We start from the raw sequence: 19,484 nt of genomic DNA on the forward strand, positions 1-19,484 counted from the left end.
TTTCGAGATAGCTCTTTCCTTATGATTGGACTTGACCGTTTTTTTTATTTACCTGTTTCTGCTGCTGCCGAACGAAAAACAATGCGCGATCAACTGTTTGTCGGTTTTTTTCTTCAATATCTTTTTTTCGTGGAATCGGCTTGTATATATTAGGCGGATCGTCCCATTGCTCGATCATATTAATGGGTGCTTGTTGCTTCCACCGTTGCAGCCATGCTTCCGGCAACTTTCCTGATACGTCTGATTTGCCGATCATTTCGAGCCATATAAGCGACCAGGCCCTTGGTACAACTCTCCATATATCGTATCCACCGCCTCCTACAGCAATCCATTTGCCGCCACAATATTGATGGGCAATTTCATGGGCTAGCTTTGGAATGGCACGATATGTCGCCATTGTAGTGGATAGATGGGTCAATGGATCGTAAAAATGGGCGTCTGCGCCGTTCTGAGTAAGAATAACGTCCGGTTTAAAAAAATCAGCGATTTCACGAAGACCCGTTGAATAGGCTTCAATAAAAGACTCATCTTCTGTAAATGCGTCGAGCGGAATGTTGAAAGAATAACCATATCCTTTTCCTTGACCCCATTCATTGACATTTCCTGTGCCCGGAAATAAATATCTGCCAGTCTCATGTATAGAGAATGTGCAGACCGTATCATCATCATAAAAAGACCACTGTACACCATCACCGTGATGTGCGTCTGTATCCACGTACAAAACTCTCGCCTTGTATTTATCCTGAAGATATTTGATGGCCACTGCGCTGTCGTTATATACGCAAAATCCTGAAGCTTTGCCGCGGAATCCGTGGTGAAGTCCGCCACCAAGATGAAGTGCATGATTGGCTTGCCCCTGCATGACAACATCCACAGCTGTAAGTGTTCCGCCGACAAGTTGAGCACTGGCTTCATGCATACCTTCAAATATGGGTGTATCCTCGGTACCAATCCCGAAGCTTTCTGTTTTTTCTAAAGGTAGCCCTCCACTTCCCGCCAATTTAACCGCTTCAATATATGAGTGTTCATGATTCAGAAGAAGTTCATCATCCGAGGCAATTCTCGGATTAATAATATCCCCAGCGCCGATTGCACCAATCTCAGTCAATAAATCTAATGTAAGTTTAAGTCGATGTTGGTTGAAAGGATGCTGTTCCGAAAAACGGTAAGATAGCAGTTTATCGGAATAGACAAAAATTGAATCCTTTTTCATAATGACATTCCTGGTATATTGGGCCATTGTACGTGTAGCCCTTCTTTTTTCAATTGATCAATGACTTTGATTGGATTCATCGTTGCAACTCGGAATACGAGAATTTTGTATTTTTCATTGTCAGGATCCGGGTAGACAAGTACGCTATGAACATTGATATTTTGCTTACAGAAAATACCTGTCACTTCATAAAGGATACCCGGACGATTTTCCACTTGGATTTCAATTTGAGATCCCGGCTTATTTGCACCGGTTAATTCAACCATCGTATGTAACAAGTCTGTACCAGTAATAATCCCAACGAGTTTTCCACGATTAATAATTGGGAGACAGCCAATTTTGTGATCATAAAAAAGCACAGCTACTTCTTCAACAAAATCAAGTGGATGGCCAGTAATCAGATTTGTTTTCATGATGGACGATAATGGCATTTTCATTATTTCTTGAAGCCTACCGTCATCCCACGATGCAGGGGTGGCATCTTTTATATCCCGTTCAGTGACAAGTCCGATGATTTCGTCTTTTTGATTTATGAGTGGAAGGTGACGGATTGTATGTTCGCGCATCAGTTGATGGGCAGATTTAATAGAATCATCCTGTGTGAGCGTGATAACATCCTTAGTCATAATTTGTTCTACAATCATATGTATTCAACTCCTTATTTCAAATGGTAATTGTATCTAATACATCCAACGATTCATAAATCTTAGACCATCAAACTGCTGGATGGAATCAGTATCCACCCTTTTTCCAATCTTGACCATTAAACAATTAGCTGGATGCGAGCTGATTTCCGGATCATCTGTGGCGTACCATTCCAATCCGCCCGAATTCATCATTTTTTCCATCACTTTTCTATATTCCCAAACATCGAGCCCAGTTCCTTTTAAATCCCAGTGCCAGTAATATTCAGTCGTAATAATTATATAATCTTCCATAGCGTCATCCATCATAGATACTTTTAACAATCCCTTGCCTACACCTGAACCTCGAAACTTAGGGATGACCTCGATTGCCCCTAGCTCAATTAAGTTTTTCATATTGCCTTGTGACCATCGTTCAAGTGGATCAGGGAATAGGTAGGTAACGTACCCAACGACGAGGTTATGCTCACGAGCAACGATGATTCTTCCTTCAGGGAGGTCTGCAATACCAACTAAAGCTTCGTGCTGCTGTACAGCTGGTCTGAAAGCAACGAGATCTTCATGAAACTCAAGGTTTTTCAACTGATGAGCAGTGATTGGTCCTTCAATGATCAAGCTGCCACTTCTTACTTTTAATTCCATAGCGTTATAAGTTTTATGATGCTCCACAAAGCCGCCCCCTTATTGGAATTGTATCTGCTTTCATTATAACTTGATTCTGATAGAGATGAAATCATTTCTACTTTACTATTAAAAAATTGCGAATATTATTCTATTATATTATAATAGGAAAAAGTTATTTATATATACATAAAGGGAGTTGTTGACATGATGATGGAAGCGCTACCAGTTACTAAAGGGAATTATAACCTGCAAAACTATGACGAAACATATGCTAATTTCGATTGGTCAGAAACTGAGAAGACTTTTTCTTGGTATGAGACAGGCCGTGTCAATATGGCTTATGAAGCGGTTGATCGCCATGCTGAAAATTTCCGCAGAAATAAAGTAGCTCTTTATTACAGGGATGCGGATAGAGATGAAAAATACACATTTAGGGAAATGAAAGAATGGTCAAATAAAGCAGGAAATGTACTTAGAAACCATGGGAATGTAGAAAAAGGCGATCGAGTATTTGTTTTTATGCCAAGATCACCTGAACTCTATTTTGCAGTTCTAGGAACAATAAAATTAGGAGCGATTGTCGGTCCTTTATTTGAAGCTTTCATGGAAGGGGCAGTGAAAGATAGATTAGAGGATAGCGAAGCGAAAGTGCTTATCACAACGCCTGAATTGCTCAAGAGGGTGCCGGTAGATGAATTGCCTGCGCTGAAACATATTTTCCTTGTCGGTGACGATGTTAAGGAAGAAGGCAAGTATATTGACTTTAATAAGCATGTAGCTGAAGCGGATAAAAACCTGGATATTGAATGGGTTGATCGCAATGACGGCTTAATTCTTCATTATACATCTGGTTCGACAGGGCGTCCTAAAGGCGTTCTTCATGTTCATAATGCGATGATCCAGCATTACCAGACAGCTCGTTGGATATTGGATTTACAAGAAGAGGATGTTTTTTGGTGTACGGCGGATCCAGGCTGGGTAACAGGGACTTCCTATGGTATTTTTGGTCCGTGGCTGACGGGATCATCGAATGTCATTTGCGGCGGGCGCTTTAAGCCGGAATATTGGTATCAAACATTAGAGGACTTCGGAGTAACGGTTTGGTATAGCGCTCCAACCGCGTTTAGAATGCTAATGAGTGCGGGCGATGAGCTAGTGAAGAAGTTTGATCTCTCCCAATTACGCCATATTCTAAGCGTTGGAGAACCACTTAATCCAGAAGTGATCCGTTGGGGGATGAAAGTCTTCCATAAACGAATTCACGATACATGGTGGATGACAGAAACAGGTGCGCTTCTGATCGCCAACTATCCATGCATAGAAATCAAACCGGGTTCCATGGGTAAGCCAATTCCAGGTGTTGAAGCCGCCATTGTGGATGATCAAGGGAATGTTCTGCCGCCAAATCGGATGGGTAACCTTGCAATCAAAAAAGGCTGGCCGGCAATGATGCATGAAATCTGGAACAATAAAGAAAAGTATGATTCGTATTTTCTTCCTGGAGACTGGTATGTTTCAGGAGATTCAGCCTATATGGATGAGGATGGCTACCTATTTTTCCAAGGAAGAGTGGATGATGTGATTATGACATCTGGTGAACGCGTCGGTCCATTTGAGGTGGAAAGCAAGCTGCTGGAACATCCAGCTGTCGCCGAAGCAGGTGTCATCGGAAAACCAGATCCGGTCCGCGGTGAAATCATTAAAGCATTCATCGCATTGCTTGACGGAAACGAGCCAACAGATGAACTGAAAGAAGATATCCAACAGTTTGTTAAAAAAGGCTTAGCAGCCCATGCGGCCCCTCGTGAGATTGAATTCAGGGAGAAGCTGCCGAAAACACGTAGCGGAAAAATCATGCGCCGTGTCTTGAAAGCTTGGGAATTGAACTTGCCAACTGGTGACTTGTCGACAATGGAAGATTGAAACAAAAGCAGAAGCGCCCGTGTGCTAGGCGCTGGAGCTGGACGACTACTCACTTTTTTGCAATGTATCTATACAATCTTATTTAATAATTGCCTTAACGACATAAAAGAATCCCGCATCAATGGTAGATGCGGGATTCTTTCTGCACTTTTTATAGGAGTTAATCTTTCTTCTTTTCCTTTTCTTTCTCTTTCTTCGCTTCTTCTTCTTGTTTCTTTTTCTCTTCTTCTTGTTTCTTCTTCGCTTCCTCTTGTTTTTGCTTTTCTTCAGCTTTCTTTTTATCTTCAGCTATTTTCTTTTCATCATCTTTCTGTTTCGTTTCGTCTTTTTTCTTGTCCTCTACTGGTGCAGTTACTTCTTTATCATCGGGTTTTTTCTCTTCCTCGACAATTCCAATATTATTAGAAGGCTTGGATTCTCTTCCTGCTACATCGACTGCTACAACATAGAAGCTGCCTTTACCGACTTTTTGAGAAAGTGAGGAACCAGCTATAATTGACCCAACTTTTTTACCAGTACTTGAATAAACGCGATAGCCAATTACGTCATTACTGGATGAAGGTGACCAACTGATTGTACTTCCGGAAATAGATGCTTTAACAGCTGCAGGTGCCTTCCCATCATCATGAAGTTTGGCATCCGCGACAAGAATGTTTTTCCAGCGCGGATTATCCGGTATGAGCTGGGAAACATCCGTAACCATTCCATTTGTGATCCGTTTTACGAAGTCAGGATCAAGTAACGCTCCCTGGTGTGAAAACTCTGCTGGCGTTGATGCAAGTGCCATATATTTTCTGCCGTTTGCAATAACATAACGGCCGCTACCGAGGCTATCATCAACTTTTGTCGGTACGAATTTTGCATTAAATATATCCGTTTGAACGAGACCTGCTTTTGAACATGCTTCTGATGGTAATAATCCTGAAACGGCACAATAAGATCTGTTGACAATCCCGCCCGGCATTTTAAACGATTCCTTAGGTTTGACAATATCAGGAGCAACATCATAAGCTGCGTTCATCAAGTTGGCCCAAATTCGATAATTACGCAAACTTTCAGGATTCGATTGGGAATAAAGGGATGAATTAGATGTATAACCAATCCATGTTCCAAATGTGACGTTCGGATTGGAAGCTACAAGCCATGAATCTTGGTGATTATTAGATGTACCTGTTTTACCAGCCCAATCGGCTGAGAAATTAAGCATTCCAGGTAGACTAGCAGCGGTTCCATACTTAAACACATCGCGCATAACATCAATCATTAAATAAGCGGTTTGCGGGCTAAATACATTAACCTTTTTCACTTTATGCTTGTAAATAATATTCCCTTGGTGGTCGGTAATTTTATCAATCATATAGGCATCAATGAATTTACCGCCGTTTGTAAAGGTTGTGAATGCATTCGTATTTTCTTCTACTGTCACACCATGTGTTAAACCACCAAGAGCCGCTGAATACGTTACGTGGTCAATCGGATCTAAAGTTGAAATTCCCATTTTCTCCAAAAACTTAGTTGGTTTTTGATCGATGATTCTCGAATACGTACTAATGGCTGAAGCATTATATGATTGTGCTAGTGCGTAACGAGTTGAAACTAAACCATAGTAACGGCCATCTACATAGTTGCCAAATACTTTTGTTTTACCTGCTCCATTTGGTACTGCAATCGGAACGTCTGCAACAACTGAACCAGGGGCGCTTGCTCCAAGTTCCATTGCTGGTCCATATACAAGAAGTGGCTTCATCGTGGAACCATTTTGGCGTTTTGCCTGTGTAGCATGGTTCATCGCTTCCAATTCAAAATCTCGTCCTCCGACGAAGCTTAATATTTTACCTGTCTTATTTTCTATTAATATAGCACCGATCTGGACAGGATCGTCTACAGTTTCCATTTCACCAGTTTCGGGGTTTGCTCTTTGTCTTTTTAGAGTTGGGCCGTAATTTTGATACGCATCTTTTGTTTTTTGATGGATATCATAAATTTTCTTATTAATTGTTGTATGAATTTCATAACCATTTTGGCGAATATCGCGATTGGCAAGTGTCCAATACTTTCCGTAAAGTTTGTCATTTTTCTCCAAATCTTTTTTCTTATATCCGTCATTTTTAGCTAGCACTTCCATAAGCACTTTGATTGCGCGCTCCTCAATTTCAAATGTAAGTGCAGGATATTCTTCAAACGCTCGCGGCTGTTTCGGGATAAAATCGGCTGTTATATCATATTTCACAGCTTTTTTATATTCCTTTTCAGATATATATCCTTCCCGGAGCATCCGTTTTAACACTGTCTTCATCCTATTTAGTCCGGGTTCAAGCATTTCAGGACTTTTTATTTCGCCTTTATTGGTGAAAGGAGTGTAGCCGAATGGACTTTGTGGCAGTCCTGCAATAAAAGCTGATTGCGGCAAGTTTAATTCTTTAGCATCAACGCCAAAAATACCTTGTGCAGCAGCTTGTACTCCTCCGATATTTTGACCTGAAGAGTTTCGTCCAAAAGTAGAAACATTTAAATAAGCTTCTAAAATAGCGTCTTTCTCTAGAAATCTCTCAACACGGAGAGCGAGGAGTACTTCTTTTGCTTTTCGATCAAAAGAAACTTCATTTGTTAAGATCTGATTTTTAATTAACTGTTGTGTCAAAGTACTACCGCCCGATTGAACGGCGGAGTTGGTGAATTCCTGGAAGACTGCACGAAATAACGCCTTAGGCACAACTCCCTTATGCTCGTAAAAATACTCATCTTCTGTAGCAACCACTGCTTTTTTCAAGTAATCGGAGATTTCATCGACTTTAACCTCTTCCCGATCAATATCGGCGCGCAGCTTGCCTAGAAGTTTGTTTTTGGCAAAATAGATAGTTGATGTTTCTTCGTATTGATGAAGGTCTTTCACCAGTGCTTCTGCTGCCCGGACTTTTTCATCCTTCACTAGCGATGCAAAATATCCAGCGCCGACTCCTCCTGCAAATGCACCGCCAATCATCGCAACGACGATAAAAAGAAGGAATAAATTCCAGACTACGCCATATGTAATGCTCATACCTTTGACTACTTTTTTGTATTGAAGAGCGGAAACGGCTGTGCTTATTCGTTCCCAGCCTTTATTCGATTTATTCTTCATAAGTTTAAATCCCTCCAAAATCAATCCTATTATAGCATAAATGGGAGGTATGAAAGGTTTTTTTCTTGTTTAATTTGACAATAAGATTGTATTATGTTTAAAATACGATATATTAATCGAATATTCTTTGTGAGCATAGATAGGAATAAGTAATCAGCTGTCCCTGTTAATTAGAGAGCCGGTGTCTGGTGCAAATCGGCACAAACAGTATGATGAATTACCTCCTTGAGCTTTTGCCGTGAACGAGTAAGTAGCGGCAAACGGTATAGAACACCGTTAAAACTGTTGAGTGGGGAATTAGATTTTACGGTTCCCAAGTTGGGTGGTAACACGATGAACAATCGTCCCTTCGTTTTTACGAAGGGGCGTTTTTTATTTTTAAGGAAAGCGGGGACATCATAATGGAACAATTATTGGATGATTTAAGGTGGCGCGGGATTATTTATCAAGAAACCGATGCTGAAGGTATGAAAGAGACCATTGAGAAAGAAAAAATTTCTTTATACTGCGGTGTGGATCCTACAGCAGACAGTATGCATATAGGCCACTTGCTGCCATTTCTGACACTGCGACGGTTTCAAAAACATGGACATCGACCAATTGTATTAGTAGGCGGTTTCACAGGACTAATTGGTGATCCAAGCGGCAAATCAGAAGAGCGTCAATTGCAAACGATGGAGCAGGTTGAGCTTAATGTTCAAGGGATTAAGAAACAGCTTGAGAGGATCTTTGATTTTGAAGGTGATAGCGGCGCAATCATGACGAATAACTTTGATTGGGCAGGACCGATGAGCTTGATCACATTTTTACGTGATTATGGAAAAAATATTGGTGTTAATTATATGCTAGCTAAGGATACGGTTGCATCCCGTCTTGAGACTGGAATTTCTTTCACTGAATTTACTTACACCATTCTTCAAGCGATTGATTTCTTGCATTTGTATCAGAACTTTAATTGCAAAATGCAGATTGGTGGAAGCGATCAGTGGGGTAATATTACAAGTGGGCTGGAAATGATCAGAAAAATGGCGGGTGAAGGCGCAAAAGCTTATGGCATGACAATCCCACTCGTAACGAAAGCTGATGGTACGAAGTTTGGTAAAACGGAAGGTGGAGCCATCTGGCTTGATCCAACGAAGACAACGCCGTATGAGTTTTACCAATTCTGGGTTAATACTGCGGATGCAGACGTAGTAAAATACTTGAAGTTCTTTACTTTCTTAGAGAAAGCGGAAATAGAAACATTAGAGGGATCTGTTGAAGCAGAACCGCATTTACGGAAAGCACAAAGGGCATTAGCTGAAGAAATGACGCGGATGATACACGGGGAAGATGCTTTGCAGCAGGCTATCCGGATTACTGAAGCGCTATTCAGCGGTGACTTAAAGAAATTGAGTGCTGACGAAATTGAGCAGGGTTTCAAGGATGTTCCTTCTTATGAACATGAAAAAAGCGAAGATTCGGGGTTAGTGGAATTGCTCGTAGCAGCGAAAATCTCTCCATCGAAACGTCAGGCAAGGGAAGACATCCAAAATGGTGCGGTCTCAATTAATGGTGAGCGAGTGACTGATGTTCAGTATAGCTTGAGTGAAGAGGACAAATTAGGCGGGAAATTTACGATTATCCGCCGTGGAAAAAAGAAATATCATATGATCCAATATAAATAATGGGAAAATCCAGCTTTTCTTAACGGGAAGCTGGATTTTCATGTCAAAAGCGAAAAGATTTATTTAATTGCAATAAAAAACTCCGGTTCTCATTAAAAGGAACCGGAGTTTTTGTTTTGAAACTATTATCTTGAGTAGAACTCAACGATGAATGCTTCGTTAATTTCAGCAGGAAGTTCAGAACGCTCAGGGATGCGTGTGAATGATCCTTCAAGCTTGTCTGCATCAAAAGTAACGAATTCAGGTACGAAGTTTGTTGCTTCAACTGATTCTTTGATGATTGCAAGGTTACGAGATTTTTCACGAACGCTGATTGTTTGTCCTGGAGTTACTTTGTATGATGGAATATCAACACGACGTCCATCAACAAGGATATGACCATGGTTTACAAGCTGACGTGCTTGACGACGAGTGCGAGCAAGACCAAGGCGGTATACAAGGTTGTCAAGGCGTTGTTCAAGAAGAATCATGAAGTTTTCACCGTGTTTACCTTGCATTCTACCAGCTTTAACGAATGTATTTTTGAATTGGCGCTCAGTAACACCGTACATATGACGGAGTTTTTGCTTTTCCTGCAATTGCAGACCATATTCAGAGTGTTTTTTACGTTGGTTAGGACCATGTTGTCCTGGCGCATATGGGCGCTTTTCTAATTCTTTTCCTGTACCGCTTAGGGAAATGCCGAGGCGGCGGGAAAGTTTCCAGCTTGGGCCGGTATAACGAGACATAAGAGTCTCCTCCTTTGTTTTTATTTTGTTGTAAAATAAAAACCGATATGAGATAACATAGATGTGTATTTCATTTTCATGCACCATCGCCCTAGCAGCGGCGGGTTACGCGATGCACCTCATAAAAAAAGAGGAACAAAATACGGTCATCAAGTATTCATCCAGGCTGCATTATTTTACACAACGACCATTATATAATTAATTAGTATTAAAGTCAAACAAGCAAAAGAATAGGTTAATAAGCGAAACTCAACTAGGTATTTAGACATAGTTGTGGTATACTGAATAATAAGTAAATTAGCACGGTTATTACAAGCTGAATAAACTTTAACATTCTTAATATAGGTAAAAAGAAGTGGAAATATGCCATTATGAAGTGACGGGTGGATACAGATGAAGATAAACCGGGCAAATCCAATGCTTAAATTTAAATCAGTTGAAGAAATGAAATATAGAGAACTATATAGGGTCACTGAAAAATTCCATTCTACTATGGATATTAATAGTGTACTTGCAGAAATTATCCAAACGCTAAAAAAAGTGTTTCCAAAGTACGACTATTATTTACTTTTATCAAATGACCACGATGCCAGTCCGGAATTGCCTATCAAAGGTTTGGAATATAACTCCGAAAACGATTCTGCAATTACCGCGTATGTTAATGGTGCTGTAGAATTGGTTCATAGTGAATATCCCATGATGTATGCGCCGCTAAAAGGAAAGCAAGGGGTCTATGGGGTTTTACAAGTGCAATCTCATTTGCCGACACCACTTAAAAATAGTCAAATTGAATTTATTAGGCTTTTGGCCAATACAGCAGGAAGCGCATTAGAAAATGCTAAACTGTATCAGCAGTCGCAAAAGCTTATAGAAGATTTACGTCTAATTGATGAAACATCGCAAAAATTAAATTCCACATCCAGTTTATGCGAAACAATTGAGTATTTACATAAACAAATTACAAAATTATTTCGTCCCTCTGAAATTGGTTTTATTTTTCTTGGAGAAAACGATTTAGAAATTTTAGAAGCGAGCTCCAGTTATTTTCATAAACAGGATGGCCTGAATCTAATCAATACGACGATAAAAAAACTTAAAGATAATCAAGAATCCCTATTCATTGGGGAGATTAAACATATGCCTGAATGTGCAAAGCATGCGTATGGATCTTTAATGGCGATTCCAATGATTCATGGAGAATCAATTAAAGGTATTGCTATCGTTCTAGGGGACAAGCCTTATAGTTTTACTTTTGAAATGTTTAAATTGTTTCAATCGTTAATCCAGCGATCAACATTGGCGGTAACCAATTCAATGCTGCGTGAGAAGCTTGAAAAGATGGTGATTACCGATCAGCTTACACAGCTTTATGCAAGGAACTATTTGAACACTGCGATAAAAACTTCTATGAAAAGAGATAGAGAAGGTACCTTTATCTTGATAGACCTTGATGACTTTAAAACAATTAATGATACATATGGTCATCAAGTAGGGGATGAAGTGCTTATCCAAGTTGCAGACCTTGTTCGAAGCAGTTTAAGGGAAACAGATATCGGAGCTCGCTGGGGTGGCGAAGAACTGGCCATTTATCTTCCAGGTGTTCCATTAGATAATGGTGTGCATATCGCAGAACGTCTCTTAAATCATGTTTCGTTGAATACAGAGCCAGCAGTAACGATTTCCTGTGGTATTTCAAACTGGTTTTATGGTAAGGAAGATGAAGTAAAACAATTATTTTATCGTGCTGATACCGCCCTTTATAAAGCGAAACATGCAGGAAAGAATCAAATTGCCGTTAAACCTCTCGATTCAGCAAAAATATAAAATCGGACCGCTAACGGTCCGATTTTTGTATTTATAAAAATTTTATTAATGCTTCTGTAAATTTCTCAAGATACTCTTTGTCAACGTCGTCAAAGCGATTTTTTTCAGGACTGTCGATGTCGAGAACGCCTAGTAGTTTGTCATTTTTTATGATTGGGATGACAATTTCAGATTGGGATGCTGCATCACACGCAATATGTCCGGGAAATAAATGAACATCAGGAACTACAATCGTTTCTTCTTTAGCCGCAGCGGTTCCACAAACTCCTTTGCCTAATGGTATTCGGACGCAAGCAGGCAAACCTTGGAACGGACCAAGCACAAGTTCGTTATCTTCCAATAAATAAAAACCAACCCAATTAATCCTGTCTAGAAATTGACCTAGCAGTGCTGATGCATTGCTTAAGTTAGCAATTGTATTTTTTTCTCCTTCTAGAAGTGCTTCTAATTGCTTTATAACCATTTCATAGTTTTTCGTTCTATCCCCACTGTATGTTTTGACTTGAAACATTTTCTCCACCCTTTCTCCAACAATTTCTACTATAAAAACCGATATTCCTTCATTCACTAAATATTCTGTCGATAAGTCTTCAAAGGATATCGTGTTCTTTTCTCGAATTAATTAAAGTAATAATAATGATGCAAATACACGTTTAGCTATTGACCTATTTTTAGCACATCTTTTCACAATATACAAGATATTGAGAGGAAGAGTATGATGACTCTACATGGAGAAACGACAAAGGAATCTATCATAGCGGCGGCTGTAGATTTGTTCAATTCGAAAGGCTTTCAAGGGACAACAATCCGTGAAATTGCTGGAAACGCAAAGGTGAACCCAGCCAATATTTCCTATTATTTTCAAGGGAAACGGGGATTGCTCGAAGCTTGTTTTGTTCGTTTTTTTGAGCCATATTTGCAATGCTTGGAAGAAGAGGCAGCAAAGCTCGAACATGACCATGCTCTTCTTTGTCTGACTAGGGCCATAAAAAGAGTACTTCATTTTCAAAGTAGCAATGATTCGCTCGCACGCCTCGTCTGGAGGGAAGTTTCGATAGACACTCAAATTTCCCGTGAAATAATGTCCTCTTATTTAATGAAAGAAAGATATTACTTTAAGGTAATGATTCATTCAGTGTTAAAAGAAAGTCGAACAGCCTTTCCAGTTAGTATGGCGGTGATTCAGTTGAAGGGCATGCTCATGATGCCATATTTGAATAGTCAATATGTAAGAGAAGTGTGGGGCTTGACACCAAAAGAACCATATTTTGTGGAGAAATATAATGGGACAATCAGAAGTTGGTTGGAATCATCCCTAGGCACCCAAGTAAGTGCTTTTAAATCGGATCAAATAGCCTTCTCTATTTAAAATAATGTTTATTACCGCCTTCTAAGATAAGGCGGTATTTTTGTGGGGATAATTCCTTTTTTAATTTATAAATTAAATAAATGTAAAAAAAATGCTTTTAATAGTCAAAAAATGTCGCTGACATGGTATCATAGAGGAACATAACGAAAAAACTTATTAATTTTACATACATAGCATGGTTGAAAGACGGAAGGAACAGGGGGTTTACAATGAAATACGGCGTCGAAATTGTTATAGCTGCGATTGTTATCATACTTATTTTATTTGTTGTCGGCTACATAATGAGGAAAAAATATTATCAGGAAGTAGACCAGTTAGAAAAAAGGAAATTAGAATTAATGAACCGCCCTGTTGTCGAAGAAATGGCGAAAGTAAAGCAACTGAATATGACAGGACAGACCGAAGAGATGTTTGAGCGTTGGCGTCAAACATGGGACGACATCATTGCCGTTCAGCTTCCAAATATTGATGAAATGCTTTTCTACGCGGAAGAGTATACAGATAAATATAGATTTAAACAGGCTAAAGAAACACATGAGAGAATAGAGGACATGCTTACTAAAATTAACGATCAGATTGATCTTCTTCTCAAGGAATTAACCGAACTGGTGGGAAGTGAGGAAAAAAATAGAATAGAAATTGAAGGTATCCTCGAACAGTACCGTAAAACGAAAAAGACTTTATTGGCCCACCGCCACACCTATGGATTAGCTGCTGACCGTCTCGAGCAACTCCAAGATACCATTGGCGAAAAACTTGCTAATTACAAGGAATTGACGAAAGATGGTAATTATTTACAAGCGCGTGAAGTTGTTTTAAGCCTCTCTATTGATATGGAGCAGTTAGCAAGTAAAATGGAGAAAATTCCAGATCTGCTCACAGAGTGTCAAACGATGATACCCGCTCAAAAAAATGAACTTGCTGATGGATATAGAGAAATGAGTAAACAAGGATTTGTCTTGGAGCATCTTCAAATAGATAAACAGTTGAAACAATTGGAGAAAGAGCTAGAGACATACAAACAGTTTCTAAAAGATGCGGAAGTTGAAGAAGTTGAATCAGGCATGTATGAAACAAAGGAAAAAATTGAAGTACTTTACGATTTGCTTGAAAAGGAAGTATACGCCAAACATTATGTTTTTCAAGAAAGTGAAAAAGCTGGATTTATTCTTGACCAATTAAAGGATGTTAATGCAGAAATCGAGGCCGAAACGAATATTGTGCAAACTAGCTATCAATTGTTTGATAATGAGCTTGAGATGCCAAAAAGCTTTGAGAAAAGCTTAAGCCAACTAACAAGTCGTTACGAACTTTTAAAAGCTAAAATAACAGAAGAGACTACTGCGTTTACGCTTTTAAGCGAAGAATTAAAAGTAATTGAAGAACAATTAAAAGTTCTGCAAATGGAGCAAAATGAATTTATCGAACGCCTGCAAAATCTCCGAAAAGATGAATTGGAAGTAAGAGAAAAACTGGCGGGATTACAGAGGAAAATAAATGAAATTATTCGGCTTGTTCAAAAAAGCCGGATGCCGGGCCTACCGGGGGATTTTGAATCCCTCTATGATCAAGCCGAAGAACAAATAGAAGATGTATACAAAAGTTTAAATGAAAAACCACTGAACATGAAATCCGTGCAAAAATATTTGTACGATGCTACAGATACGGTTGAACATTTATATACGAGGACAGAGGAACATATTGAAAATGCAACACTTGCGGAAAGAGTCATTCAATATGGAAATCGTTATCGGGTTCGGGATCCACAATTAAGAGCAAACCTGGAACAAGCGGAACAAGCTTTTCGAAACTACGAGTATAAAGCAGCACTTGAACAGGCTGCGACTGCAGTTGAAGCGGTGGAGCCTGGAGCATTACAACGAATTGAAGAAATGCTAAACGAAGAGCTCATTAATCATTAAAGGTCTGCGCACATCGCGCGGACCTTTAATTGTTTATAGATAGTAAAAATAAATTGTGCTATCATATACAATTGTCATACCGATTTTTCACTTAGAAGGTGATTTGATGATTTATTTAGATAATAGTGCGACTACAAGGCCTAATGATGAGGTTTTAGATGCATATATAAAAGTAAACGAGAATTTTTTTGCTAATGCCTCCTCACTCCATAATTTTGGTGGCAAAGTGGAGCAACTGATCACAAAAGCACGTGAACAAATAGCCGATTTAGCTGGAGTCAAGCCATCAGAAATTATATTCACCTCGGGAGGTACAGAAGGAAACAATCTAGCCATTAAAGGTGCAGCCATAAATTATCAAGCTAGAGGCAACCATATCATTACAACCGCTGTGGAACACCCTTCTGTCAAAGAGCCGTGTAAACAGCTTGAAGGAATGGGATTTAAGATAACTTATCTACCCGTTAATGCTGAAGGTGCGGTGTCGGCGTCTGCTGTAGAAGCAGCTATAACCGACGAAACGATATTAGTTTCAATCATCCATGTGAATAATGAAATCGGAACGGTGCAGCCTGTTAAAGAGATTGGCCGCCTGCTACAAAAATATCCAAAAGTGATTTATCATGTTGATCATGTTCAAGGAGCTGGAAAAGTCGCCCTTGACCTTTATGAATCACATATTGATCTTTGCACTTTTTCTGCACACAAATTCAATGGACTGAAAGGCAGCGGATTTTTGTTTAAAAAACAAAGTGTGAAGCTTGCTCCACTATTAACTGGTGGAAACCAAGAGCAAAAATTAAGAAGTGGGACAGAAAATACAGGGGGCATTGTCGCGATGGCCAAGGCATATCGACTGGCAGAATCCAATCGTATCCACAAAGGCCACAAGCTTTTGCAAATTCGCGAATTTTTACTCGAAAACCTGCAATCTATTCCCGGTGTTATCATTCATACTCCCGTCAATGGAGCCCCTCATATCATCTGTCTATCATGCAAAGGACAGAAAGGTGAAGTGATGGTCCATGCACTCGAAGAAGAAGGAATCATCGTCTCAACGACTAGTGCCTGTTCTTCAAAAGAACAACTGCCAAGCAGCACATTAAAAGCCATTGGTGTCGAAAATGATATAGCTCAGGGAGCCATACGTGTGAGTTTATCAACTGAAAATACGTTAGAAGAAGCAGAAATCTTTATTAAAAAACTAACAGAAATTTTACAGCGATTAAATAAAGTGATGAGGCGAAATCAATGAATTATGATAGAATTTTAATTAGATACGGTGAAATGTCCTTGAAAGGAAGAAACCGTAAACATTTTGTGACAAAGTTAAAAAAAAATATCAAGTTTATTCTACAAGAATATAGCAATATCGGCATTGAATCCGACTGGGACCGGATGTATGTTTTATTAAATGGAGAACCTGCGGAACCTGTTATTTCAGCATTGAAAAATGTTTTCGGTATCCAATCATTTAGCCCGGCAATCAAAACTGAAAAAGATATAGCAGCAATTAGAGCAGCTGCTTTGCACATTATCCAACAAGCACATTCACCAGGCAATACATTTAAAGTATCTGCAAGAAGGTCTGATAAAACGTTTGAATATGATACAAATGGTTTAAATCATGCTGTTGGTGCGCATATTCTCATCAATGTTGAGGATATTAAAGTAGATGTCAAAAATCCTGATATTAATTTAATCGTAGAAATTAGGCAAGAAGCAGCCTATATTTCTGGAGAGGTAATTCAGGGAGCAGGCGGCTTTCCGGCGGGATCTTCCGGGAAAGCGATGCTGATGCTTTCAGGCGGAATCGATAGTCCTGTTGCAGGCTATTTAACAATGAAGCGCGGAGTCGGAATTGAAGCTGTTCATTTCCACAGCCCGCCATTTACGAGTGAGCGTGCTAAGCAAAAAGTACTTGATTTGGCTGATAAGCTTGCACAATACTCAGGAAGTGTAAAAGTTCATATCGTTCCGTTTACGGCGATTCAAGAAACGATCCATAAGGTCATTCCAGAAGGATATACAATGACGGCAACAAGGAGAATGATGCTGAGGATTACTGATGAAATCAGAAACCGTCAGGGTGGGCTAGCCATCGTAACAGGTGAAAGCCTTGGACAAGTCGCAAGCCAAACAATGGACAGCATGTATGCAATTAATGATGTAACCAGTACACCAATTTTACGTCCACTAATTACAATGGACAAGTTAGACATTATAAAAATAGCGGAAGATATCAATACGATTGAAATTTCAAATCGGCCATATGAAGACTGCTGCACAATCTTTACACCGCCATCTCCAAAAACACGTCCGAAATTAGAAAAAATAACTCATTTTGAACAAAAATTCGCTTGGGATGCTTCTTTGCAAGAAGCGGTGGAAAACACTGAGACCATTATGGTTAGCGCCAGAAAAAAACCATTGAAAGATGATTTGGAAGACTTGTTTTAGAACGGCTTTTAAAGATAGCAAGAATTGCAAACTGATGGAACAATTACCAAGGAATTATTGAATGAAGGCATGTGTTTTCGCACAATCTATTGTTACAAGGAGGTGAAAACACATGCCAAACAGCAACCAACTCTTAGTCTCTGGAGTAGAGCAAGCTCTTGACCAAATGAAATACGAAATTGCACAAGAATTTGGCGTTAATCTTGGAGCAGACACAACTTCACGTGCAAACGGATCTGTAGGTGGAGAAATTACAAAACGTCTCGTTCAAATGGCTGAGCAACAACTTGGTGGACACACACACTAACATTTTAATATAAATGGCTAAGGAGCGGGGCCCTTGAGGGTCCCGCTCAAAACTGTAGACATACTCGAAAAAGAGAGTTGACTACGGTCTTTTTATTTTTATATTGGGTAGATGGTTTTCCGAAGCTTACCGCTCGCTTTCCGCGGGGCGAGCGCCAAGCCGCTTCGTCGCTACGCTCCTGCAGGGTCTCGGCTGTCTCGCAGATCCCGCAGGAGTCGAGCGGACGCTTCTCCAAACCAATAAAATGCTACATTTTACTTTTCTATTTATACTCATTCATTTTTTTTATGGAAAGTAAGACTAACCTAGGGGTATTGGAAACTGTAATTCACTAAAAAAGTTCTCCTTTTGACGGTCTCTTCTATAAATAATCACCTTATTTCTTATGGACAAAGATTAATTGAATAGTACATAAAAGTCTTGGTTCTCCACGAAAGTGTCCTTTCCCCTTTCCGCTCATTATGGTTCTAATGAAATACTGCTCATGTTTGATCTTCGTTTTTCAATCTTCTTGTTCCCATTTTTATTTGTGCCTTATGTTGACAAAATTTTTAAATGCATTTTTTTCCTATTTAGTAAACATTAATAATAAATCGAAATAAGGTGTTCTTTAGTGTGCTCAACTTGTCTTAACGACATACAGCAACACATAATCCGTCATTATAAGGAAACTGGAAACGTCATGGGTTCAAGAGAATATGATCGCGCACGCCTTCGCCCTTCTCGCGGGACGGTTCGGTCACACACTAAACTATCTTTTAACGAAGTGGTGAGGTCTTGCCATCTGGAACCTTCCAATGAAACGAGAGTATTTCTCATGCCGAAAGAGTTGCTAGACCTGTTACGAATGATTGCGAAAAAAGAAAATCGACGTCCAAAAACCAATGATTTCGGTCGAAATCGAGATCCTAATCTTCCCCATTTCATGGCTTACTACAATGCCTTTGGCAGTTTTGAAAATGCACTAGCGCCGCTGGGATCGGCTCGGTTGATGATTACAAACGAACCAATTTACTGAATGAAATCAATCGGTTTGTCAATGAATTTCGTCGTTCGCCGCATGAACATGAGTTTTCAAGGTGTAACAACCCAGGTACCTACCCTGATAAACGTTTGTATAACACATACTTTTCGTCCATTTACCGGATGGCTCACCACTTTACATTGAGTATGCAGGAATCACAAACCGCAAAAACTATCGCCAGAACCTTGGTCGGAAAATCGCACATTGCAAGGAAGAACGATTACCACTTCTTGTGCTCTATCCATCGGACCTTGTTCGTTTACATGACATTCTACTTCCCTATTTCCAATAATGACCAGTATTCCTTATTGTAACCTGCTTCTTAATTGTTGAATGAGTAAATTGAAAAATAAAATGTATCTCATCATTGGTTTGGAGAAGCGTCCGCTCGACTCCTGCGGGATCTGCGAGACAGCCGAGACCCTGCAGGAGCGTAGCGACGAAGCGGCTCGGCGCTCGCCCCGCGGAAAGCGAGCGGTAAGCTTCGGAAAACCTGATCATCCAATATAAAAATAAATATTTATTTATAATGCAAAGTATCGCTTAAAATAAGTGCAAAATAACACCCTAAGTGACACCGAAGGGTCCCGCTTCTATATATTTATAGTAGAAAAAATTTAAAAAATTTATATGATTTTGTATAATAGAGAGAAGCCAC

At 39.6% G+C, this 19,484-nt stretch carries 15 protein-coding genes and 1 other annotated feature; of the genes, 9 read left to right on the forward strand and 6 right to left on the reverse strand.

What is annotated here, in order from left to right; all coding sequences use genetic code 11:
* Nucleotides 1-19: 19 nt before the first annotated feature.
* The 3 genes from KHA88_RS00535 to KHA88_RS00545 are packed head-to-tail and all read right to left on the reverse strand — an operon-like array spanning nt 20 to nt 2,526.
* Entirely contained in the window at nt 20-1,213 is a 1,194-nt protein-coding gene (locus KHA88_RS00535; protein ID WP_213097692.1) for an acetoin utilization protein AcuC, read from the reverse strand.
* Complete coding sequence (locus KHA88_RS00540; protein WP_213097691.1) at nt 1,210-1,857, reverse strand: acetoin utilization AcuB family protein; 648 nt, start codon at nt 1,855-1,857, stop codon at nt 1,210-1,212. The genes KHA88_RS00535 and KHA88_RS00540 overlap by 4 nt, the downstream gene beginning before the upstream one ends.
* Nucleotides 1,858-1,893: 36 nt before the next feature.
* Nucleotides 1,894-2,526 (reverse strand): GNAT family N-acetyltransferase, encoded by a 633-nt coding sequence (locus KHA88_RS00545; RefSeq protein WP_213097690.1) that lies wholly within the window; start codon nt 2,524-2,526, stop codon nt 1,894-1,896.
* A gap of 159 nt (nt 2,527-2,685) precedes the next feature.
* Here KHA88_RS00545 and acsA point away from each other — a divergent pair, with 159 nt between their 5' ends.
* Nucleotides 2,686-4,404 (forward strand): acetate--CoA ligase, encoded by a 1,719-nt coding sequence (gene acsA, locus KHA88_RS00550; protein WP_213097689.1) that lies wholly within the window; start codon nt 2,686-2,688, stop codon nt 4,402-4,404.
* Nucleotides 4,405-4,564: 160 nt separating this feature from the next.
* On the opposite strand, the gene KHA88_RS00555 is transcribed toward acsA, so the two are convergent.
* Nucleotides 4,565-7,525, reverse strand: a complete 2,961-nt coding sequence (locus tag KHA88_RS00555; RefSeq protein ID WP_213097688.1) for a transglycosylase domain-containing protein — start codon at nt 7,523-7,525, stop codon at nt 4,565-4,567.
* 127 nt (nt 7,526-7,652) lie between these two features.
* Nucleotides 7,653-7,877 (forward strand) — a binding site (T-box leader).
* Between the two features lie 49 nt (nt 7,878-7,926).
* On the opposite strand from KHA88_RS00555, the gene tyrS reads away from it, so the two are divergent.
* The gene (tyrS, locus tag KHA88_RS00560; RefSeq protein ID WP_213106698.1) at nt 7,927-9,192 is read left to right on the forward strand and encodes a tyrosine--tRNA ligase; all 1,266 of its coding nucleotides are present in this window, start codon (nt 7,927-7,929) and stop codon (nt 9,190-9,192) included.
* A gap of 125 nt (nt 9,193-9,317) precedes the next feature.
* Here tyrS and rpsD read toward each other — a convergent pair whose 3' ends face one another.
* On the reverse strand, nt 9,318-9,920 hold the full coding sequence (rpsD, locus tag KHA88_RS00565; RefSeq protein ID WP_213097686.1) for a 30S ribosomal protein S4: 603 nt from the start codon (nt 9,918-9,920) through the stop codon (nt 9,318-9,320).
* 393 nt (nt 9,921-10,313) lie between these two features.
* On the opposite strand from rpsD, the gene KHA88_RS00570 reads away from it, so the two are divergent.
* Nucleotides 10,314-11,744 carry a sensor domain-containing diguanylate cyclase gene (locus KHA88_RS00570; RefSeq protein WP_213097685.1) on the forward strand — a complete coding sequence of 477 codons (1,431 nt, stop codon included), beginning with the start codon at nt 10,314-10,316 and terminating at the stop codon, nt 11,742-11,744.
* Nucleotides 11,745-11,775: 31 nt separating this feature from the next.
* Here KHA88_RS00570 and KHA88_RS00575 read toward each other — a convergent pair whose 3' ends face one another.
* Nucleotides 11,776-12,255, reverse strand: a complete 480-nt coding sequence (locus tag KHA88_RS00575; protein ID WP_213097903.1) for a GAF domain-containing protein — start codon at nt 12,253-12,255, stop codon at nt 11,776-11,778.
* Between the two features lie 207 nt (nt 12,256-12,462).
* On the opposite strand from KHA88_RS00575, the gene refZ reads away from it, so the two are divergent.
* The 6 genes from refZ to KHA88_RS00605 all read left to right on the forward strand — a co-directional run bounded on the left by refZ (nt 12,463) and on the right by KHA88_RS00605 (nt 18,820).
* Nucleotides 12,463-13,113: a forespore capture DNA-binding protein RefZ gene (gene refZ, locus KHA88_RS00580; protein ID WP_213097684.1), complete on the forward strand. Its 651-nt coding sequence runs from the start codon at nt 12,463-12,465 to the stop codon at nt 13,111-13,113.
* 209 nt (nt 13,114-13,322) lie between these two features.
* The gene (ezrA, locus tag KHA88_RS00585; RefSeq protein ID WP_213097683.1) at nt 13,323-15,035 is read left to right on the forward strand and encodes a septation ring formation regulator EzrA; all 1,713 of its coding nucleotides are present in this window, start codon (nt 13,323-13,325) and stop codon (nt 15,033-15,035) included.
* A gap of 106 nt (nt 15,036-15,141) precedes the next feature.
* A complete protein-coding gene (locus tag KHA88_RS00590; protein ID WP_213097682.1) occupies nt 15,142-16,290 on the forward strand; it encodes a cysteine desulfurase family protein in 1,149 nt (382 codons plus the stop codon).
* Nucleotides 16,287-17,495 carry a tRNA uracil 4-sulfurtransferase ThiI gene (gene thiI / locus KHA88_RS00595; protein WP_213097681.1) on the forward strand — a complete coding sequence of 403 codons (1,209 nt, stop codon included), beginning with the start codon at nt 16,287-16,289 and terminating at the stop codon, nt 17,493-17,495. Before KHA88_RS00590 ends, thiI begins: the two co-directional genes overlap by 4 nt.
* Nucleotides 17,496-17,607: 112 nt before the next feature.
* Nucleotides 17,608-17,802, forward strand: a complete 195-nt coding sequence (locus tag KHA88_RS00600) for an alpha/beta-type small acid-soluble spore protein (protein WP_213097680.1) — start codon at nt 17,608-17,610, stop codon at nt 17,800-17,802.
* 817 nt (nt 17,803-18,619) lie between these two features.
* Nucleotides 18,620-18,820, forward strand: a complete 201-nt coding sequence (locus KHA88_RS00605; RefSeq protein WP_213121271.1) for a homing endonuclease associated repeat-containing protein — start codon at nt 18,620-18,622, stop codon at nt 18,818-18,820.
* Nucleotides 18,821-19,484: the final 664 nt, after the last annotated feature.

Source organism: Lederbergia citrea (assembly GCF_018343525.1).
In the GTDB taxonomy this organism is placed as follows: domain Bacteria; phylum Bacillota; class Bacilli; order Bacillales; family Bacillaceae_C; genus Lederbergia; species Lederbergia citrea.